The sequence below is a fragment of the Stenotrophomonas sp. YJH_SMC_73 genome (assembly GCF_059370155.1).
This window is the reverse complement of record NZ_JCAFTJ010000007.1, coordinates 226,090-247,537: the sequence shown is the minus strand read 5'-3', so window position 1 is coordinate 247,537 and position 21,448 is coordinate 226,090. Positions and strand designations below refer to the sequence as shown.

15 protein-coding genes are annotated in these 21,448 nt (G+C 66.5%); 7 read left to right on the top strand and 8 right to left on the bottom strand.

Annotated elements, in window-relative coordinates:
* Positions 1-91 precede the first annotated feature (91 nt).
* Positions 92-706 carry an NUDIX hydrolase gene (locus tag AC5P8R_RS13600; RefSeq protein WP_080469304.1) on the bottom strand — a complete coding sequence of 205 codons (615 nt, stop codon included), beginning with the start codon at positions 704-706 and terminating at the stop codon, positions 92-94.
* Positions 707-837: 131 nt separating this feature from the next.
* On the opposite strand from AC5P8R_RS13600, the gene AC5P8R_RS13595 reads away from it, so the two are divergent.
* From AC5P8R_RS13595 to mtnC, 5 genes are all read left to right on the top strand, one after another.
* Positions 838-2,313 carry an amino acid permease gene (locus AC5P8R_RS13595; protein WP_014646972.1) on the top strand — a complete coding sequence of 492 codons (1,476 nt, stop codon included), beginning with the start codon at positions 838-840 and terminating at the stop codon, positions 2,311-2,313.
* Between the two features lie 81 nt (positions 2,314-2,394).
* The gene (locus tag AC5P8R_RS13590) at positions 2,395-3,822 is read left to right on the top strand and encodes an amino acid permease (protein WP_014646971.1); all 1,428 of its coding nucleotides are present in this window, start codon (positions 2,395-2,397) and stop codon (positions 3,820-3,822) included.
* Between the two features lie 555 nt (positions 3,823-4,377).
* A complete protein-coding gene (locus AC5P8R_RS13585) occupies positions 4,378-5,019 on the top strand; it encodes a methylthioribulose 1-phosphate dehydratase (RefSeq protein ID WP_041863375.1) in 642 nt (213 codons plus the stop codon).
* A gap of 92 nt (positions 5,020-5,111) precedes the next feature.
* Positions 5,112-5,669 (top strand): 1,2-dihydroxy-3-keto-5-methylthiopentene dioxygenase, encoded by a 558-nt coding sequence (locus tag AC5P8R_RS13580; protein WP_005409451.1) that lies wholly within the window; start codon positions 5,112-5,114, stop codon positions 5,667-5,669.
* A 3-nt stretch (positions 5,670-5,672) separates the two neighbouring features.
* Positions 5,673-6,368, top strand: coding sequence for an acireductone synthase (gene mtnC, locus AC5P8R_RS13575; protein ID WP_169412509.1), 696 nt, complete (start codon positions 5,673-5,675; stop codon positions 6,366-6,368).
* 86 nt (positions 6,369-6,454) lie between these two features.
* Here the strand turns inward: mtnC and AC5P8R_RS13570 are convergent, their stop codons facing one another.
* The 6 genes from AC5P8R_RS13570 to AC5P8R_RS13545 all read right to left on the bottom strand — a co-directional run bounded on the left by AC5P8R_RS13570 (position 6,455) and on the right by AC5P8R_RS13545 (position 16,362).
* The gene (locus AC5P8R_RS13570) at positions 6,455-9,073 is read right to left on the bottom strand and encodes a beta-mannosidase (protein ID WP_495223535.1); all 2,619 of its coding nucleotides are present in this window, start codon (positions 9,071-9,073) and stop codon (positions 6,455-6,457) included.
* A gap of 77 nt (positions 9,074-9,150) precedes the next feature.
* Entirely contained in the window at positions 9,151-10,377 is a 1,227-nt protein-coding gene (locus tag AC5P8R_RS13565; protein ID WP_169412505.1) for an AGE family epimerase/isomerase, read from the bottom strand.
* Positions 10,374-11,369 carry a carbohydrate kinase family protein gene (locus AC5P8R_RS13560; RefSeq protein WP_329890185.1) on the bottom strand — a complete coding sequence of 332 codons (996 nt, stop codon included), beginning with the start codon at positions 11,367-11,369 and terminating at the stop codon, positions 10,374-10,376. The genes AC5P8R_RS13565 and AC5P8R_RS13560 overlap by 4 nt, the downstream gene beginning before the upstream one ends.
* Positions 11,370-11,376: 7 nt before the next feature.
* A complete protein-coding gene (fucP, locus tag AC5P8R_RS13555) occupies positions 11,377-12,690 on the bottom strand; it encodes an L-fucose:H+ symporter permease (RefSeq protein ID WP_032957977.1) in 1,314 nt (437 codons plus the stop codon).
* Positions 12,691-12,750: 60 nt separating this feature from the next.
* Positions 12,751-13,800: a LacI family DNA-binding transcriptional regulator gene (locus AC5P8R_RS13550; protein WP_014646964.1), complete on the bottom strand. Its 1,050-nt coding sequence runs from the start codon at positions 13,798-13,800 to the stop codon at positions 12,751-12,753.
* Positions 13,801-13,896: 96 nt separating this feature from the next.
* The gene (locus AC5P8R_RS13545; RefSeq protein WP_126412046.1) at positions 13,897-16,362 is read right to left on the bottom strand and encodes a GH92 family glycosyl hydrolase; all 2,466 of its coding nucleotides are present in this window, start codon (positions 16,360-16,362) and stop codon (positions 13,897-13,899) included.
* 1,070 nt (positions 16,363-17,432) lie between these two features.
* Here AC5P8R_RS13545 and AC5P8R_RS13540 point away from each other — a divergent pair.
* Positions 17,433-20,507, top strand: a complete 3,075-nt coding sequence (locus tag AC5P8R_RS13540) for a TonB-dependent receptor (protein ID WP_142234656.1) — start codon at positions 17,433-17,435, stop codon at positions 20,505-20,507.
* 203 nt (positions 20,508-20,710) lie between these two features.
* Entirely contained in the window at positions 20,711-20,905 is a 195-nt protein-coding gene (locus tag AC5P8R_RS13535; protein WP_008267227.1) for a heavy-metal-associated domain-containing protein, read from the top strand.
* 80 nt (positions 20,906-20,985) lie between these two features.
* On the opposite strand, the gene cueR is transcribed toward AC5P8R_RS13535, so the two are convergent.
* Positions 20,986-21,441 carry a Cu(I)-responsive transcriptional regulator gene (gene cueR / locus AC5P8R_RS13530; RefSeq protein WP_049404083.1) on the bottom strand — a complete coding sequence of 152 codons (456 nt, stop codon included), beginning with the start codon at positions 21,439-21,441 and terminating at the stop codon, positions 20,986-20,988.
* Positions 21,442-21,448: the final 7 nt, after the last annotated feature.

The following is a 21,448-nucleotide window of genomic DNA, read 5'->3' as shown; positions in this document are numbered from 1 at the left end:
GCGTTCCGCCTTGCACTTGTAGAACCGAGCCCATGCTCGGCTGCACTTCTGGCCGACATTGAGCCGAGCATTGGCTCGGCTCTACATATGGCTAGCGCGCCAGCCAGCGGTGTGCCATGCGCTGCATGGATTCATCCGATTCCGGATCGGCCGCGACCTCGGTCACCGGCCGCCAGGCCAGGTCGAGCGATTCCTCGCTGAGCACGAAGGCCTCGCCCCCCAGCGCCCGTATCACGAAACGCACGTCGTAGTGCCAGTGTCCCGGCACGTCCTTGCGCTCCGGAATCCAGTGCTTGTCCAGATCGAAGATGGCCGGGTCTTCCAGCACCAGGCCGCTCAGGCCCGACTCCTCCTCGGCTTCCTTCAGCGCCACCCGGGCCAGGTCACGGTCGCCGTCGGCGTGGCCGCCCAGCTGCAGCCAGCGCTGCAGCTTGCGGTGGTGGGTGAGCAGCAGGCGCTGGCCATCGGCGCTGACCAGCCAGCAGCTGGCGGTGAAGTGGCCGGCCAGGCGCTCGCGGCGGAACGGATCTTCCGGATCATCCAGCAATGTGCCGAATTCGGCAGCCAGGGCGTCGTGGGCGGGTTCGCGGCGCGCGTAGTCCCGGAGCAGGCCGCGCAGGCGATCGTCAAGCGCGGCAAGGGTTTCGGCGGTCTGGCTCATGAATGGGGGCGGTTCGGAAAAATACTGCTCATTATCGCCGTTCATTGTTGCGATTGCGCTTGTGCGTTGGCTTCAGCTTTGGCTAAGGTACAGCGGGCCGTTCGCACGGCCTTCACCATCAAGGCAGCCGGCAACGTATCGGCCGCCCACCCCATCCGATCACTAGGAAGTACTGCATGCTGAAAGCTCTGTTGAGGGTCAAGCCGGTCGAGCCGGCCGGGCACGTCGATGCCGGCGAACCCATCGAAGGCAGCCTGGACGGCGAAGCCACGTTGAAACGGACCCTCACGGCTAAACACCTCATCCTGCTGGGCGTGGGTGCGGTGATCGGCGCAGGCATCTTCGTGCTGACCGGCCAGGCCGCAGCCAACCACGCGGGCCCGGCGGTGATGCTGTCGTTCGTGCTGGCCGGTTTCGCCTGTGCGCTGGCAGGCCTGTGCTATGCCGAGTTCGCGGCGATGATGCCGGTCTCCGGCAGTGCCTACTCCTATTCCTACGCCACCCTCGGCGAAGGCATGGCCTGGTTCATCGGCTGGTGCCTGGTGCTGGAGTACCTGTTCGCCTCGGCCTCGGTCGCGGTGGGCTGGTCGGCCTACCTGATCAGCTTCATCACCACCACGCTGCACATGCCCTTCCCGGACATGCTCAGCGCCGCGCCCATCGCCTGGACCGGCAGCGAGTTCGTCTCCTCCGGCAAGCTGTTCAACCTGCCGGCGGTGCTGATCGTGGCGGCGGTATCCGGCCTGCTGTACGTGGGCGTGACCCAGTCGGCGTTCGTCAACGCGATCATCGTGGCGATCAAGGTCACCGTCATCTGCCTGTTCATCGGCATCGGCGCGGCCCACATCGACCCGGCCAACTGGCACCCGTTCATTCCGGAAAACACCGGCGTGCCGGGTGAGTTCGGCTGGAGCGGTATCTTCCGCGCCGCCACCATCGTGTTCTTCGCGTACATCGGCTTCGATGCGGTCTCCACCGCTGCCGGTGAGACCAAGGACCCGCAACGCAACATGCCGATCGGCCTGCTCGGCTCGCTGGCCGTGTGCACGATCGTCTACATCATCGTCTGTGCGGTGCTGACCGGCATGATGCCGTACCACCTGCTGGGCACCGACAAGCCGGTGGCGACCGCGCTGGAGCCCTACCCGACCCTGTCCTGGCTGAAGACGTTCGTGGAAGTCGGCGCCATCGCCGGCCTGTCCTCGGTGGTGCTGGTGATGATGATGGGCCAGACCCGCATCGCCTACACCATCTCCCGCGACGGCCTGCTGCCGAAGTTCTTCGGCAAGGTCCACGCCCGCTTCCGCACCCCGTACGTCGCCACCATCGTGGTCGGCGTGATCGCCGCCGCGCTGGCCGGCCTGGTGCCGCTGAACGTGCTGGGCGAGCTGGTCTCGATGGGCACCCTGCTGGCCTTCGCCACGGTCTGCATCGGCGTGCTGGTGCTGCGCTATTCCAAGCCGGACCTGCACCGCCCGTTCCGCGTGCCGATGGTCTGGATCATCTGCCCGCTCGGCGCGGCCACCTGCCTGTTTCTGTTCTGGCAGGCGTTCGTGGTGCATTGGCACCTGTTCGTTGGCTGGACGCTGCTCGGCCTGCTGATTTACCTGGGCTACGGCATCCGCAACAGCAAGCTCGCCAAGTCGCCCTGATCCGCCTTCGGGCCGGCCTCGCGCCGGCCCGTCCGTTTTCCCGCGCGCCGCCCATGGCGCGCTTCGACAAGACCACCACACATGTTCAAGCAACTGTGGGCCACCAAGCATCCGCATGCCGCCCATGAAGACGCCAACGGCCTGAGCCTGCGTCGCCACCTTGGCCCCTGGGGGCTGACCGCCCTGGGCATCGGCGCGGTGATCGGCGGCGGCATCTTCGTCATCACCGGCCAGGCCGCCGCCAACCACGCCGGCCCGGCGATCATGCTGTCCTTCGTGCTGGCCGCCATCTGCTGCGCCTTCTGCGCGCTGGCCTATGCCGAATTCGCCTCGATGGTGCCGGTCTCCGGCAGCGCCTACACCTACACCTACGCCACCTTCGGCGAGCTCTCGGCCTGGTTCATCGGCTGGATGCTGGTGCTCGAGTACGGCGTCTCCGCCTCGGCGGTGGCAGTCAGCTGGACCGGTTATTTCCTCAGCCTGCTCAGCCAGTTCGACATCCATCTACCGGCGGCACTGGTCAGCGCGCCACTGGACGCGCAGCTGCGCCCCACCGGCGCGATCGCCAACCTGCCCGCCGCCGCACTGGTGCTGCTGCTGACCTGGCTGTGCTACGTCGGCATCAGCAAGTCCTCGGCGATGAACATGGCGATGGTCGTGCTCAAGACCGGCCTGATCGTGCTGGTCATCGTGGTCGGCTGGAAATACGTGGACACCAGCAACTGGACCCCGTTCATTCCGGCCAATGAAGGCCCGGGCAAGTACGGCATGGAAGGCGTGCTGCGTGGCGCGGCGATGGTGTTCTTCGCCTACATCGGTTTCGAGGCGGTATCGGTGGCGGCGCAGGAATCGAAGAACCCGCAGCGTGACATGCCGATCGGCATGATGCTGTCGCTGGTGATCTGCACCGTGTTGTATATCGCAATGGCCGCAGTGATGACTGGCCTGGTGCCGTTCCAGCTGCTGGGCACCGACGAGCCGGTGGTGACTGCCGTGGCCGCGCACCCACAGCTGGGCTGGCTGCGCTGGGTGGTCGAGGTCGGTGCGCTGGTCGGCCTGTCTTCGGTGGTGCTGGTGATGATCATCGGCCAGCCGCGCATCTTCATGATCATGGGGCGCGACGGCCTGCTGCCACCGGTGTTCACCCGGATCCACCCGAAGTACCGCACGCCGCACATCAACACCGTGATCACCGGCATCGGCATCGCGCTGCTGGCAGCGCTGTTCCCGCTGGACATCCTCGGCGAGCTGACCTCGATGGGCACGCTGATCGCGTTCGCCGCAGTCTGCGCCGGCGTGCTGATCCTGCGCCGCACCCAGCCGGACCTGCCGCGCCCGTTCCGCATGCCGATGGCGTGGCTGATCTGCAGCCTGGGCGTGCTGAGCTGCCTGGCGCTGCTGTCGGCGATGACGATGCACAACTGGATGCTGATGGGGGTATGGACGTTCGTCGGCTTCGTGATCTATTTCTGCTACGGGTTCCGGCACAGCCGCCTGCGGGGTCAGTAAGGGGTTTTTGTATTGCAGGGCCTGCGGCCCTGCACCCGCCTTTGAAGCCGGAGCGACGGCAAGAGCTGGGCTGAGGGTTTGGCGGGGAGGGGGGAGATTGCGGGGGACGCTGCAAGTACATCCCTGTAAGCTCGGTCGCCGCATCCATACGGCTCACGCCCCCGCAACCTCCCCCCTCCCCGCCTCCGACAGTCTCCTGGCACGTCCGGTAGATCCACGCCATGCGTGGATGAATTGCGTCTGAGAGATGAATTCTCTCCGGTCGATGAATCCCCTGTAGAGCCGAGCCATGCTCGGCTCCGAGCAAGCCCAGCGCCGCGACCCGCTTTTCGCTTTTCCTTCTTCACTCCGTGGCTGGCCGCACGCCGGAACCTGTCCGAGGCGGGTGGGTGGGCCGTGCAGGGGCGTTGGCGCCATGTATGGCGCCATCGAGCTTACAGGGACGTACTTGCAGCGTCCCCTGCACGGCCCACCCGCCCCGCCCGCCCATGAACCGCTCTACACGACCCGCCACGAGGGGCTCAGCCGTTGGCCGAATCCAGTAAAATCGCCGGTATGAACGCCCCCACCTTCCCGTACGACACCGCGCGCCTGAGCGAACTGGCCCAGCTGCTGATCGACAACGTCCGCGAACTGGCGCACGCCGGCTGGACCCCGGCCACCAGCAGCAATTTCTCCCACCGCCTGGATGACCGCCACGCCGCGATCACCGTGTCCGGCAAGGACAAGGGCCGGCTGATCGAGGACGACATCATGGTGGTGGACTTCGACGGCCTGGCCGTCGGTCGCCCGCTGCGCCCGTCCGCCGAGACCCTGCTGCACACCCAGCTGTACCGCCGCTTCCCGGAAATCGGCTGTGTGCTGCATACGCATTCGCCGGTGCAGACCATCGCTTCGCGCCTGTACGCGCCGCAGGGCCATATCCGCCTGGAAGGCTACGAGCTGCTGAAGGCCTTCGCCGGCAACAGCACCCATGAAATGGCCATCGACGTGCCGGTGTTCGCCAACACCCAGGACATGAACGTGCTCTCGGCGCAGGTCGACGACCTGCTCGACCGGCAGAACCTGTGGGGTTACCTGATCGACGGCCACGGCCTGTATGCCTGGGGCCGTGACATGGCCGAGGCGCGCCGGCACCTGGAAGCCTTCGAATTCCTGTTCCACTGCGAGCTCGAGCTGCGCAAGCTGCGCGGCTGAGCCCGCGCGCAGGTGCAGATGCCGATCCGGAATCTGCGCCTCGCCCCCACCCTGCTACCCTGTCTTCCCCCCGAGACGTTCAAGCTGCCGCCATGAGCCGACTGCGCATCTACGACGACACCCGCCCCGAATCGCCGCTGCTGGACACCCAGGACGGCGCGGTCATCGCTGCCGAGCTGCAGAAGATCGGCGTCACCTTCGAGCGCTGGCAGGCCACCGCGCCAGTCGCGCCGGGCGCCAGCCAGGAGGAAGTGTTCGCCGCCTACCGTGCGGACATCGACCGCCTGGTCGCCGAGCGCGGCTTCAAGAGCGTGGACGTGGCCTCGATCGCCCCGGACAACCCGAACCGCGCCGAGCTGCGCAAGAAGTTCCTCGACGAGCACTTCCACAAGGAAGACGAGGTGCGCTTCTTCGTCGCAGGCTCGGGCCTGTTCACCCTGCACGTGGGTGACAAGGTCTATGAGATCGAGTGCGTGAAGGACGACCTGATCGCCGTGCCCGATGGCACCACCCACTGGTTCGACATGGGCGATGAACCGAGCTTCGTGGCGATCCGCTTCTTCACCGAGCCGGACGGCTGGGTGGGTCATTTCACCGGCACCGACATCGCGCAGAAGTTCCCCCGTTACGTACCTACCCAGGCGTCCTGATCCATGCAGCCCCGCGTCATCCTGACCGACATCGAAGGCACCACCAGCAGCATCTCGTTCGTCAAGAACGTGCTGTTCCCCTATGCCCGCAAGGCCTTGCCCGCGTTCGTCGCCGAACATGGCCAGCAGCCGGAGGTCCGCCGCTGGCTGGACGCGGTGGCTACCGAGATCGGCGGCGCCTGCCAGGACAGCCTGGTGGCCGAGACGCTGCAGGGCTGGATTGACCAGGACCGCAAGCACACCGCACTGAAGGCGCTGCAGGGCCTGATCTGGGATGAGGGCTACCGTCGCGGCGACTACACCGCGCACTTCTACCCGGAAGTGGCACCGGTGCTGAAGGGCTGGCATGCCTCCGGCCTGCCGCTGTACGTGTACTCCTCCGGCTCGGTGCCGGCACAGAAGCTGTTCTTCGGCTTCAGCGATGCCGGTGACCTCGGCCCGCTGGTGTCGGGCTGGTTCGATACCGAGATGGGTGGCAAGCGTGAGGCCGACAGCTACCGCCGCATCGTGCAGTCGATCGGCGTGCCCGCCGGCGAGATCCTGTTCCTGTCCGATGTGGTGGAAGAGCTGGATGCCGCCCGTGAAGCCGGCCTGCAGACCCGGCTGATCGACCGCCTGGATGACTACCCGATGCCACGTACCGGCCAGGCCGCCAACGGCCACGAGCGGGTCGAGAACTTCCAGCAGATCCAGCTGTAAGCAGGAAAAAGGGGACGGAGGGGATTAAGTCGTTTGTGGCCCATGTGTGCCACAAACGACTTAATCCCCTCCGTCCCCTTTTTTGCTCAACGGTCGTTGAGGGTCTTCACCCTCAGCGCCTCGCGCAGGGTAACCAGATCCACCGGGCCACGCACCGCGATATCGCGGATTTCACCCGGCAGCAGATCCAGCAGGTTTTCTTCGACCTGCACGTCCAGCGCACCGAAGTCGATCCACGTCGCGCGCACATACGCCGCGCTTTCCAGCCGCAGTCGATAGTGGTCGCCTTCGATGGACAAGGTGGCCTTGAGCTTCTGCCGCGGCAATACCTGGTCCTTGGCTTCGACGAATCCGACCACCTGCCGTGCGCTCACCGCCCCGTTCTGCAGCAGCTCAAACACCGCCACCGTGCGCTTCGGATCGGCACCGGCCAGCAACTCGGCATCGCGAAAATCACCGATCAAGGTGACGCCCGACGCCGCCAGCGTCACCGCATCCTCGCGACGGCGCAGCACCTTCCCTTCCACGTCCATCACCCGCAGCCGCCAACGTGCATCCAGCGCCACACCGTCATTGATCAGGCGTACCCGCGTGCTGCCCTCATCGCGCAGCGCGGCTACCGTGACCGGCGCGAAGAAGCGCCGCGCGGCGAAGTGCAGCGCCTTCCAGCGGCCGAAATAATCCACGCTGGACCACGAGGCGCCCGGCCAGACATCGTTGAGCTGCCAGTACAGCGAACCCATCGTGTATGGCCGGGAGGCGCGATGATGCAGCGCCGCCAGTGCGATGCCATCGGCCTGCATGACCTGGCTGAGGTAGACGAAGTCCTCGAAGTCCTTTGGCGTGCCATAGCCCTGTTCGATGTAGTGCAACAGGCGGCTGTTGCCCTCGCCGGCCATGAACTTCTGGTGTGCACGGATCACCGGGCTGTCGATGCGCTGCTCGGCGCGGGTGGCGATCTGGTCCACCGTCGCCACCGACGGCCACGCCTGCAGCCCGTACTCGGACATGAAGCGCGGCGTCTCACGCAGGTAGGCCTGCACCGGCAGCGCCGGATTGCCCCAGACCTGCCAGTAGTGCTTGTCGCCGCGGGTGGAATCGTTGGCCTTCTCGTCCAGATCGTTGCTGGGCGAACTGGACCAGTACGGTACGCCCAGTCCTTCCTCGCCCACCACCTGGCGCAGGTCGTTGCCAAACAGGTCGACATAGCCCTGCCAGACCTTCGCCGCAAATGCCGGGGCGGCCGCCTTCAGGTCGCGGCCGTGACCCCAGTCCTTCCAGGCGGTTTCTTCCTCGTTGTTGCCACACCACAGCACGATGCTGGGGTGATGGCGCAGCCGGCGCACGTTGTCGCGCGCCTCGGCCACCACGCTGGCACGGAAGGCCGGATCATAGCCCGGCTGCATGCCGCCGCCGAACATGAAGTCCTGCCAGACCAGCAGGCCCAGCTCATCGGCGATGTCGAAGAACGCGTCGTCCTCGTAGTAGCCACCGCCCCAGTTGCGCAGCATGTTCATGTTGGCGTCGCGCGCGGCGGTCAGCACCTGGCGCAGGCGTGCTGCGTCGACGCGGGCGGGGAAGGCATCGAACGGAATGACGTTGGCGCCCTTGGCGAAGATCGGCACGCCGTTGATGACGAAGGCGAAGCCCTGCCCGCCCTTGCCGTCCTCTTCGCGGCGCAGTTCGACCGTGCGTAGGCCGATGCGCTGCTCGCGCACCAGCGTTGCGTCGGCACCGCCATCCAGGCGCGCCTGCACGGTATAGCGATCCTGCGCACCATGGCCGACCGGCCACCACCGCTTCGGTTCCGCCAGTTCAATCGGTAGTTCAACACTGTTCTGCCCGGGCTTCAGCAGTACGGTGCGCTGCTGCTGGGCCACGCTGCGATCCTGCGGATCGCGGACTTCCACATTGACGACCGCAGAACCGGTGGCGCTGCCCTGCTCCACCTGCAGCAGCACCGCCAGCTTCGCCTGCTCCGCGCTCAATGCATCGGTGCGCACGGCAAGACTGGTCAGGCGGTGCGTATCCCAGGCCTGCAGGTCGACCCCGCGCCAGACCCCGGCGGTGACATAACGCGGGCCCCAGTCCCAGCCGAAGTGGTAGGCCGGCTTGCGCGCGAAGTTTCCGACCATCGCGTCCTTCGGCTCATCCCCATAGGGCGAAGGATAGTTGCCAGCGATCCTGTGTGGCATCGCCTGTACGCCCGGAAGCAGCGTGCGGATCGGTGAGCGGAACACGATCTGCAGTTCATTGTCCCTGGCGCGCAGATGCCCTTCCACGCGCGCGCGCCAGGTCCGGTGCGCGTTGTCCGCGCGCAGCAGCGGCTTGCCGTTGAGGCTTACTTCGGCATAAGTGTCCAGCCCGTCGAAGCGCAGTTCGGCATGGGGCTTGGCCAGCATCGCCGCGTCCACGTCGAAGCGCGCGCGGTACTCCCAGGCCGCCAGGCCGATCCATTGCAGCTCCGCTTCGGGCGCACCCACGTACGGGTCGCGGATCAGCGCATGCGCCAGCAGGTCGGTGTGCACGCTGCCCGGCACCGTTGCCGCACGCCATTGCTGCAGGCCTGGGTGGGCGGCGCCCTGCGCGTCGCCGGGCAGCATGCGGAACTCCCACTGTGCCTGCAGAGGCGCTGCAATTGCCGGGAAGGCCGACGTTGCGACCAGCAGCAGGAGCAGACGGACAACGAGGGAAAGACGATGCACGCGGAGCTCCTGTTTTTCCGCCGGGCGTGGCCCGGCGCTACTGATTCCGATTCATCATGCGTATGGCGACACGCGCCTCAACGCACCACGTTCAACACTTCGTAGCACGCGCCCATGGTGTGGTAATCCACCTTGCCGGCCGGGCTCTTCTCGTCGCTGTACTTGCGGTTGTCGGCATCGAGGATGCGGAACCAGGCGCCGAACTGATGGTCGACGAAGTGCTCCCACGCGTACGCCCAGATGCGCTCGTACCACTGCCAGTAGCGCTCATCACCGGTGCGCTTGGCCATCAGCGCGGCAGTAGCCAGCGTTTCGGCCTGCACCCAGAAGTACTTGTCGTCGTCGCAGACGAAGCTGTCGCCGCCGATCGGCGCGCCATCCATGCCCGGCTGCCGGCGCGATTCCGGTGCGAAGCCGTAGTACAGGCCGCCTCGCGCTTCGTCCCAGCTGCGCGCCACGGCCACGTCGAACAGGTGCTGCGCGGTCGGCACCAGCCAGTCGGCCTGCACGTGGCGATCGAGGATCAGCAGCAGCTTGGCCCACTCGGTCTGGTGCCCCGGTTGGAAGCCCCACGGGCGGAACAGGTGCTTGGGGTCGTCCAGGTTGTAGTCCCAGTCGATCTCCCAGTTCTCATCGTAGTGTTCCCAGACCAGCCCGCCGGCCTTGGCCGCCTGGCGGCGGGTCATGTTGTCGGCCAGCTGCAGCGCGCGCTCCACATAGCGCTGCTCGCCACTCGCCTCGAACGCGGCCAGCATCGCCTCGCACATGTGCATGTTGGCGTTCTGTCCACGGTAGCCGGTGAAGTTCCACTGGCCGTCCGCTTCATCCTTGTAGAGCCCGTGCTGCGGCTCCCAGAAGCGCGCTTCCAGCAGCTGCCAGGTCTCGTCCATCCACGCGCGCGCCTGCTCGATACCTGCCTTCAGCGCGCAGCTGTAGGCCAGCAGCACGAAGGCCACGCCGTAGCAGTGGTTCATGTCGTCCTCGACCTTGCCATCACGCAGGGTCCAGGCGTAGCCGCCGGTGGCGGGGTTGCGGTGCACCTCGCGCAGGTAGCGCACGCCGTGCTCGACCGCGTCGCGGTACTCGGCATTGCCGAACTCGCGGTAGGCCATCGCGTAGTTGAAGACGAAACGGGTGCTGCTCACCAGGTGGCGATGGCTGGCATCGTAGATGCTGCCGTCATCACGGAAGTAGTGGAAAAAGCCACCATTGGGATCGATGCAGCGCGGGTGGTAGAACGCCATGGTGTCGGCGATGTGCGCGCGCAGGAACGCGGGCGAACGGAAATCGGGCGAGGTGCTCATGCGGTAATGTCCTGTGCCTGCAGCAGCTGCTGCACTTCATCGAGCGAGGGCATCGCGGCGAACGCGCCCTTGCGGGTAACAGCCAGCGCGCCGACCGCAGCGCCGAAGCGCAGCGTGGCGGTGATCGCCTCGGGGTCCTGGCAGAAGGCGGTAAAACCGGCACCGGCCCCGCCGCGCTCCAGCAGGCCGACCAGCACGCCGCCGACGAAGGCATCACCGGCCGCCGTGGTGTCGACCGTGGCCACGCGGAAGCTGGTGACCGTGCCGTGGTTGTCGCGGGTGTACCAGTGCAGCGTGGCTGCACCATCGGTGACGATCACCCAGCGCGCCCGCGCGGCCAGCAGGCGCCGCAGCACCGCCGCCTCGCCATCGGCGCCCAGCGGCGCGGCCAGGTAGTCCAGCTCCTCGCGCGACAGCTTGACCAGGTCGGCGCGTTCCAGCGCCTGCCACAGGCGCGGCGCCGGGTCCTCGTTCGCCGGCCACAGGGCAGGACGCAGGTTGAGGTCCAGGCTGACCACCGCACCGGCAGCGCGGGCACGGTCCATGCCGGCAAAGGTCGCCTCGGCGATGGCCGGCTCGGTCAGGCTGTTGGAACAGACGTGGAAGCATTGCGCGCTGTCGAGGCACGCCGCCCGGAAGTCGCTGTCACGGAACAGCAGGTCAGCCGCCGGCGGGCGGTAGAAACTGAAGCTGCGCTCGCCATTGGCATCCAGGGCCACGAAGGCCAGTGCGGTCTTGGCCGCGTCGGTGCGCACGATGTAATCGGTACCCACGCCGTGCTCGACCAGGCTGTCGGCCAGGAAGTCGCCGAACATGTCGCGGCCCAGCATGCCTACGAACTGGGTCTTCGCACCCAGCCGCGCAGCCGCCACCGCGACGTTGGCCGGCGCCCCACCGGCGTACTGCAGGAACGCACGCGGGGTGTCGGCCGAGGCCGGCGGCTGTGCTAGTAGATCGATCAAAATTTCGCCGAAGCAAACGATGGCACCCATTCCGGACTCAGCCTCCCTGCGTTGCGGAGGCCGGCGTACGCGCGCCGACCAGTCCGTAGAAAATGATGTAGCCGTAGCACAGCAGCGGCAGGATGAAGCTGGCCTGCACACCGATGTGGTCGGCCAGCACGCCCTGCAGGTACGGCACCACGGCACCGCCGACGATGGCCATGATCAGCAGGCTGGACCCCTTGTTGGTCAGCGGGCCGAGGCGCTCGATGCTCAGCGCGAAGATGGTCGGGAACATGATCGAGTTGAACAGGCCGATGGCCACCACCGAGTACAGCGCGACGTTGCCGGAGCTCAGCATGGTGGTGACCAGCAGCGCCACGTTGACCAGCGCGAAGATCGCCAGCAGACGGCTGGGCGAGAAGCGCGCCAGTAGCGCCGAACCGGCGAAGCGGCCGATCATCGCCATCGTCCAGTAGGCAGACACGTAATGCGTGGCCTGCTGCTCGCTGAAGCCACCGATGTTCGGCATCGACAGGTAGTTGACCAGGAAGCTGCCAATCGACACTTCAGCACCGACGTAGAAGAAGATGCCCAGCACGCCCAGCAGCAGGTGGCGCTTGCGCAGCGCATCCAGGTAGCTGTGGTGGTGGCCCTGGTCGGCCTGCTCGGTGGCGTCGCTCAGCGCCGGCAGGCGGAACAGGAATACGAACAGCGCCAGCAGCACCAGCGCCACCGCCAGGCCCACGTACGGACCCTGCACAGCCTGCGCCTCGGCGGCACGGTAGGCCAGCTGCTCGGCGGCCGGCAGCGCCGCGATGTCGTCAGCGCTCTTGACCGTGTTGGACAGGATCAGCATGCCGCCGAAGATCGGGGCGATGGCCGTGCCCAGCGAGTTCAGCGCCTGCGCCAGGGTCAGGCGGCTGGAGCTGGTCTGTTCCGGGCCCAGCAGCGCGACGTAGGGGTTGGCGGCCACCTGCAGCACGGTAATGCCGGTGGCCAGCACGAACAGTGCGCCGAGGAAGGCGCCATAGACGCGCAGTTCGGCCGCCGGCCAGAAGCCCAGCGCGCCGATGCCGGCGATCACCAGGCCGGCGACGATGCCCTTCTTGTAGCCCAGCGCCGCCACCAGCCGCCCCGCCGGCAGCGACATCAGGAAATAGGTGCCGAAGAAGGTGAACTGCACCAGCATCGCCTTGGCGTAGTTCAGCTCGAACACCGCCTTCAGGTGCGGGATCAGGATGTCATTGAGGCAGGTCAGGAAGCCCCACATGAAGAAGATCGTGGTGACGACAGCCAACGCCTTGCCGTTGGTGACGGCGGGTGCGTTGCCCGAGGAACCCGATGGACGGGGCGTTGCGGAGATCGGCATGCGGTACGCGCCTCGATGCGCGGAAGGTCGTTGTTGCGTGGAAGGGGTGTATGAAAGGAATCAGTTCGGTCGCGCAGCACTGCTTTCGCGGATGCGCAGCTGCACCGGCGCGACCGTGCGCCGTGGCGGCGCATCCGGTTCGTCCAGCCGTTGCAGCAGCAGCGCGGCCGCTTGCCGGCCACGCTCGCGCGGGTCGGCAGTGAGCGTGGTCAACGGTGGCACCGCCACCGCAGCCTCGGAAATGTCGTCGAAACCAGTAACGGCAAAGTCGCCACCGGGACGGATGCCACGCGAGTTCAAGCCCAGCATCAGGCCCAGCGCGACGGTGTCGTTGTAGCAGACCGCCGCACTCGGACGATGGCCATCGGCAAACAGTTCATCGGTGCGCGCTGCTGCTTCCAGGCGGTTCGGCGCCGACTCGATCATCCAACCCGGCGGCAGCGACAGCCCGGCCTCGGCCAGCGCCTGCTGGAAACCGGCGCGGCGCTGGTGGCAGGAACTGGATGCGGCGTGGCCGCCGAAGAAGGCGATCTGGCGATGGCCGCGCTCGATCAGGTGGCGCGTGGCCAGATAGGCGCCGTGCTGGTTGTCCAGGGTCAGGAAGTCCCAGTCAGCCCCGGCCAGTTCGCGGTTGAACAGCAGCACGTTGGCATTGGCGCCCAGCGCCTGCCGCAACTGCGCGGTGTCGCTGCCCTCGGCCGGCGACAGGATCAGGCCGGCCGGGGTGTGCTCCATCAGCGTGGACAGCACGGCCTGCTGGCGCTCTGGCGATTCCCCGGTGCTGCCCAGCAACGTCACGTAACCGCGCCCGCCCAGCGCCTCGTCCACGCCTGACGCGAATTCGGCGAAGAACGGGTTGGACAGGTCGTTGATCACCAGCGCGATGCTCGACGAGGTGCGCCGGCGCAGGTTGGCCGCCGCGCGGTTGTAGACATAGCGCTGGCGGCGCAGCTCGGCCTCGACCTTGGCGCGGGTATCGACATTGACCAGCGGGCTGCCGCGCAGCACCAGCGACACGGTTGCCCGTGACACGCCGATCGCACGCGCGATGTCGGTCACCGTCACCGCCTTGCCGGCGCGCTTGCTGGGACTGCTGCCGTTGTCGTTCATCGTCTTCCCGGACTCCGCTGGAAGCTCAAGCCTAATGGATCAGGGCCGTGTCGTGCCGTGCCGTTCGCTGGGTCACCGCGAACGGCACAGTCCGGCTCAGCGCAGCTGGCTGCCCGGTGCCGCGCACCAGGATACCGGCAGATCCTTCACCGCCGTGCCCCAGCCCTGCTCCGGCACCTTCGCATCCAGCGCAAAGCGCACGCGCGGGCCCTGCTGCAGGCGGTTCCAGTCCAGCCACACCGGTGCATGCGCCTGGCCATCGACCTGCACGCCCTGCACATACTGCAGGCGGCGGCCATCGGCGCCCGGCGCGTCGATGCGCAGGGTGCGGCCATTGCCCATGTCCACTTCCACCTTGCTGAAGCGCGGGGTGTGCAGCAGGAACTGGCCGCTGCCCGGCACCGCCGGGTACACGCCGATGGCACTGAACAGGTACCAGGCCGACATCGTGCCGAGGTCATCGTTGCCGGTCACACCGTTGGGGGCATTGGTGAACAGCTGCTGCGCCGCACGCACCACGGCCGCGGTCTTCCACGGCTGGCCGATCAGCGTGTACAGCCACGGCGAGTGCAGGTCCGGCTCGTTGTTCGGGTTGTAGCGGAACTGGTTGTAGTAGCTGTACGGCCCGACCACCCACGCCTTGCGGGCGGCATTGAGCGGGTCGGCCTGCAGCGCGTCCATCGCGAAGAACGCATCGAGGCGGCGGCCCGCCTGCTCGCGGCCGTCCATCGCTTCGACCAGGCCCGGCACGTCCTGCTGCGCCAGCCACTGGTACTGCCACGCCGTGCCCTCGTGGAAACCGTGGTGCGAACGCGGGCTGTAATGGCCGTCGGACGGGGTGTACCACTGGCCGTCCTCGGTACGCGGGCGCGGGAACCCGGTGAAGCCGGTCTCGGCGTCGCGCACCTGCGGGTCCCACACCTTGCGCCAGTTGCGGCCGCGCTCGCGCAGCGTCGCCGCATCCTGGGCATGGCCCAGGCCGTCGGCCATCTGCGAGAGCGCGCAGTCGGCCAGCGCGTACTCCAGCGTGGCCGAACCACCGTGGTGCGGATCGACGTCCATGCCCTTGGACGGGAATGCACGGTCATAGGCCACGTAGCCCTTGTCCAGGTAAGTCGGGTTGCCGGAGCGGCCGGCCATGCGCGAGTTCAGCGGCGGCGTGCCGAAGGCATTGCGGCGCAGCGCATCCCACGCCTGCGATTCACGGCCCTTGAGTGCACCGAACCGCCACAGGTCGACCATGAACGGGGTGACCGGATCGCCGGTCATGATGTTGGTTTCGAAGTTGGCATAGCCCCAGCGCGGCAGCCAACCGCCCTGCTCATCGATCGCCAGCAGGGTGCGGCCGATGTCGCGCGCCACGTCCGGGCGGGTCAGTGCCAGCCACTGGTTCTGCGCGCGGTAGGTATCCCACAGCGAGAAGTACTCGTAATAGGTCCAGCCTTCGGCACGGTGGATGCCATCGTCATAGCCGCGGTAGCGGCCATCGGCATCGTTGCCGGTCATCGGCTGCAGCAGCGCGTGGTAGACCGCGCTGTAGAACACGGTGCGGTCATCGGCGGTGCCGCCCTGCACGCGTACACGGCCAAGCTGCTCACGCCAGGCCTGCTGCGACAGCGCGCGCATGCGGTCGAAACCGAGCAGCGACCCACCCTGCATGCCCTCGGCACGCAGGTTGGTGCGCGCGCCTTCGGCATCCACGTGCGAGATCGCGCTGACCGCCGTCACCGACCGGCCCTTGGCCAGGTCGAAGCTGAGCCAGGCACCGTTCGGCTTCTGCTCGCCTTCCATGCTGTGGCGCGCGCCCGGCAGGCCGCCGCCCTCACCCCAGGTGCCATGCGCCTTGAACGGACGGTCGAACTCGATGCGGAACCAGGTGGTGTACTGATGGCCGCCGCAGAAACTCTTGGTGACCAGCTTGCCCTCGACCACGCGGTCGCCGACCACATCGACCACGCTGCCGATCACCGAATGGCGCTCGTTGGCCTGGCCGACATTGACCAGCACGTGGCCATCGCCACTGCGCTGGCTGAAGGTGTAGCGCTCGGCCGCGGCACGGGTACGCGCGGTCGCCTCGGCATCGATGCCGCCGTAGCTGGTCAGCCGCACCTTGTAGTAGCCGGCCTGGCCGACCTCGCCATCGTGGGTGTAGGACGCGGCGTAGGCCTTGTGGTCGAACTGCTTGGCGTTGCCGGTATCGAAATCGCCGCCCGGACCGATCGAGCCCGTGACCGGCAGCACCGACACCTGGCCGCCCTGTTCCCAGCAGCCGGCACCGGAGATGAAGGAGTGGCCGAAGCCACGGATCTTCTCGTCGTCATAGCGCCAACCCGAATAGTGGCTGCCGATCGGGCTGACCTGGATCAGGCCGAACGGCGCCGACGCGCCCGGGAACGTGTTGCCGTCGTCCTTGCTGCCGATGAAGGTATTGACCTCGCGCTCCAGCGCTGCCGGCGCGGCCTGCAGCAGCATCGGCGCCGCCGACAGCGCAATCAGGCAGGCCAGGCGCACCAGCGGGCGCGAGGATGATGGGACGGCGGGAGCGGACGGCACTGGACGCATGTCGGGTTCCTGTAGTCGATGACGCAGAGACAGACGGCCCGGGCCTTCCGGCACCGTTCCGCTGAGCTCTGCCTGGACCGGCAGAAGGCTCCCCCTGGAATGACGCCCGACCCACGTGACCGTGGATTTAGATCGATTCAAGTAGAGCATGCAGGTTCAGCCGAATGCATTCTGCGGCGCAGCATGAGGGGGTTCGGCAGGGCTGCGCCCTGCACCCGCGGTAGTGCCGGCCGCTGGCCGGCAACCTCAGAAGCAACAGCCGAAGCAACAGCAAAAGCCGGCGATCCGTGGAATGGCGGGGTGGGTCCGGTTGCGAGGGACGCCGTAAACCCATCCCTGGGGGCTTGGCCGCGGCATCCATGCCGCGGACACCCCCGCAACCGGACCCACCCCGCCTTCGACAGATTTCCGCGATCTGTGGATGGATCCACGCCATGCGTGGATGAATCTCTGTCAGACAACGAAATCGATTGGGGTCAGATCCGTTTTCCAAAGGAAAACGGATCTGACCCCAGGACCCCATGTCGTTCCAGGATCAGTCCAACCGTCACCGGGAAACTGTCAAAGGTGGGGCGGTGTGGGCTGGCAGGACCGTTGGCGCCATGGATGGCGCCATCGAGCCCCCATGGAAGGGTTTACGGCGTGTCCTGCCAGTCCACACCGCACCGCCAAACCCAGACAACCCAGAGCCGCTTTGGCTTTGGCTCTTGCCGGCCAGCGGCCGGCACTACCCGCAGGTGCAGGGCGCAGCCCTGCCGCCCCCCTCCCTGCGCACGAAAACGATTTCACTGATTTCAGCAAACCGTCATCCCTACGCCACGCCAGTACCATATTGCGGAGCAGCATGCGCCCAAGGGCGACCCATGCTAAAAATCGCCCGCCCATCGCTTAGATCGATCCAAGCCGACGCTGCGATGGCCGGGAGTTGGGGGAGCAGCAACAGGACGTACACCAGGCCACGCGTGCGGTGCTACTGCCACTGCATGGCGACAGCGACAAATTCACTTCAAATTAGATCGATTCAAGTTGTCCGTGCCACGTCACCGGATCAATCCAGGAGAGAGGGAGAGATGGGAATGAAGCATTCAACACGTACGCACGGCCAGGACGCATTGTCGCTGGCCATCGCGCTGGCCCTGGCTGCCGCCGTCATTCCGGCAGGCGCCGCCGCGCAGCAGGCCACGACCACCGGCTCGCAGGACGCCACGACTCTGGACAGCGTCCAGGTCACCGGCTACCGCTATGCCATTGAAAAGAGCCTTGAGCAGAAGCGCGATGCCAACGCCGTGGTCGAAGTGATCACCGCCGAAGACGTCGGCAAGTTCCCCGACAAGAACGTAGCCGACGCACTGCAGCGCGTGCCCGGCGTGGTCATCACCCGCAGCGGTGGCGAAGGCAAGAGCGTCAGCGTGCGCGGCCTTGCACCGGACCTGACCCTGACCCAGTTGAACGGCAACTTCGTCGCCTCCTCGGAAACCAACAACGAAGCCACCCGTTCCTTCAACTACACCCTGCTGCCGTCGAACATGCTGTCCAGCGCCGAGCTGTTCAAGTCGCCGGAAGCACGCATCGACGAAGGCGGCATCGGCGGCACGGTCATCCTGCATACCCGCCGTCCGCTCGACATGGAATCCAACTCCGGCTACGTGAACCTGGAGGGCACCACCTCCGACACCAGCCACGACGTCGACCCGCAGGTGTCGGCGCTGTATTCCTGGCACAGCAAGGACGACCGCTTCGGCGTGCTGGTCGGCGTGACCCAGCAGAAACGCACTACCCGCACCATGGAGGCCAGCACCGAGGACTACCAGTGGTACGGCAACGGCACCACCGCCCGCGATGCCAACGGCAACCTGCTGGAGCAGGATGGCATCCACTACTGGTGGGGCGAGTCCGGTTTCAACAACCAGACCGGCAAGAACTACAGTGAGTTCTTCATGCCGACCTCGGTGAACTTCGCGGTGAAGGAAGAGAAGCGCGAACGCAAGGGCGGGCAGCTGACCTTCCAGTTCAAGCCGGTCGACAACGTCACGATGACGGCCAACTACTTCCGCTTCGAGCTGCAGGGTGACTACACCCAGAACATGCTGAAGGTGCCGGAGTGGAACCTGGCCCGCTACAACCAGGACGGCAACTGGGCCGGCGGCCGCCTGCTCAATGGCCTGGACTTCGATCCGAGCGGCAGCATCGTCACCGGCGCGCAGTACCAGAAGCTGGCCGGTAAGACCTACTACTGCAGCGAGGATGAAGCGGCTGCCGCCGGCCTCAAGCCCGGTGGCTGGGGCCCGGACGACTGCACCATCCCCACCCCGCAGCTCACCGGCGGCTACAGCAAGGAAAAGGCACTGTCGCAGACCGCGGACCTGACCATTGACTGGGACATCAGCCCCCTCTGGAAAGCCTCGTTCACCGGCGGCCGCACCTGGTCCGAAGGTGGTCCGTCGATGAACTTCCGCATGTCGGCCAAGCCGCGCCGCAAGGTGGGCAACCAGTGGCAGTCCGGCAACCAGTACACCGCGTGGGACCTCACCGGCACGCCGTCGGTGCAGTTCTCTCCCGACCTGCAGCAGCAGCTGATGGCCGGCGTCGCCGAAGTCGATACCGGTTCCACCGACTCGTCGTGGATGCAGACCGAAGTCAAGCAGAACTACTTCCAGGCAGACGTCACCAAGCTGTTCGAGGCCGGCTGGCTGGACTCGATCCAGTTCGGTGCCAAGTACCGCGACGGCAAGGTCCACCGCAACACCGGCAACACCTACTGGGTGTGCCCGGGCCTGGACCCGTCCGACTATGACAACAACCGTTACCAGGCCGGTTGCGATCCGACCGCTGGCAACGCGCAGCCGGGCTTCTTCCTGTCCAACCCGATCAGCAACATCACCGGCGCCTTCAACGCCAATGTGTTCCCGGGCATCAACTACCCGGCCTACATCGATTACCTGAACAAGACCTACGGCGGCTCGCACAACCGCACCGAAGAAGACTTCGTCTACGACGTCAACGAGAAGATCTACTCCGGCTACTTCCAGGCCAACTTCCGCACCGAGCGCGTGCGCGGCAACGTCGGCGTGCGCGTGGTGCGCACCAAGCAGTTCGCCCAGTCCAGCGACTCGGTCGAGCGCTTCAACGACTACTTCGTCGACAACGCCAGCGGCGCGCCGATGAGCTGCGATGATCCGGCCGCCGATCCGAACCTGCGCTGCCAGGGTGGCTTCGTCCGCCTGCCCGACGCCCAGGTGCGCGACAAGGTGTACGCCCTGTCGTCGCTGGAGAAGACCTATACCGACGTGCTGCCGAGCTTCAACATTGCCTGGGACATCACCGACAACCTGGTGCTGCGCGGTGCGGCGTCGAAGGTGGTCGCGCGCCCGAGCTACACCAGCATCGCCTATCCCGGTGGCCTGCGTTACATCAGCGAGGAGTACGCCAACGATCGCCGTGTCACCGGCGGCACCGACACGCCCGGCTGGTACGGCTCGGGCAGCAACAAGGCGCTGGAGCCGTTCAAGGCGGTCCAGTTCGACCTGGGCCTGGAGTGGTACTTCCAGCCGGGCGCGGTCGCAGGTGTTTCGCTGTTCCGCAAGAACGTGGACAACTTCACCGTGCCGGTGGTGCGCGACCAGCAGATGAACGTCGGCGGGCAGTCGGTCACCGTGCAGAAGTACGAGACCCAGGCCAACGGCCGCGATGGCGTTTCGCAGGGCGTGGAGCTGTATGGCCAGTACACCTTCGACTTCGGTCTGGGCGTGCAGGCCAACTACACCTACAACGACACCAACCTGGCCTCGATCGTGCTGGACGGCGAGGAAATCGGCTCATCGCCGCTGGTCGGCAGCGCCAAGAACCAGGCCAACGTCACCGTGTTCTACGAGAACGACAAGTTCCTGGCGCGTGCCTCGTACAACCGTCGCGGTGAAGTGGTCGGCGGGCTGAACAATGGCATGACCACCTACACCAAGCCGTACAGCCAGCTTGACCTGAACGTGGCCTACAACCTGACCCCGGACTGGACGGTGACGGCTGCCGTGCTGAACGCCACCAAGTCCGAGCTGCGCAGCTACATCGGCAACGACAGCCAGGCCCGCCTGCTGTCCAACCTGTACGCCGGTCGCCAGTTGTACTTCGGCGTGAACTGGAAGTTCTAAGCCCGCACCGGGTTGGCCGGGCACGTCCCGGCGCAACCCATGCCCTGCCCTGGCGGGGACGTTCCTCCACGGCAGCCGCGCTGGTACAGGTGGCTGCCGTTTTTTTTGTCCGCGCCTTGTTCGTCGTTCAGCCCGACGCTTGACCCTGCCATCGTTGGAAGGTGCACACTGGTCCCATCCCAAGAGCAGCGAAGGAGCTACAGATGGAATTCCATGTCGACGGCATGACCTGCGGCGGCTGTGCGCGCAGCGTGACCCGTGCGATCCAGCAGATCGATCCGAACGCCAGCGTGGTGGCCGATCCGCCGACCGGGCTGGTCAAGGTGCAGACCACCGCGTCGCAGGAACAGGTGTTCGCCGCGGTGAACGATGCCGGCTTCCCGCCGCGTACTGCCTGATCCCCTGCCCCCGTCTCACACAGAAAAGCCCGCCCGGTGCTGCTGCACCCGGCGGGCTTTTTCATGCACGCGATATCGATTCAATGCTTCTGTGCGCGTCGCCGCACCGCGCCGGTCTTGGCGGCGACGACCGGCACCGGGGCATCATGGTCTTCGCCCAACCGCTCCAGGATCGGGCATTCCGGGCGCTCGTCACCCGCGCAGCAGCTGATCAGCGACTTCAACGTGTCGGCCATCTGCCGCATGTGCTCGATGCGCTGTTCCAGGTCGGCAATGTGCTGTTCGGCCAGGTGCTTGACGTCGGCGCTGTGCCGCGAGGTGTCGTTCCACAGGCCCAGCAGGTCGCCGATCTCGGCCACCTGGAAGCCGAGGTCGCGCGCGCGGCGGATGAAGCGCAGGCGGTGGATATCCGCCTGCGAATACGCCCGGTAGCCCGACTCGGTTCTATCAGCGGCGGGAATCAGGCCGATCTGTTCGTAGTAGCGGATCATCTTCGCCGACACGCTGGAGGCCTTGGCGGCTTCACCGATGTTCATGGCATCC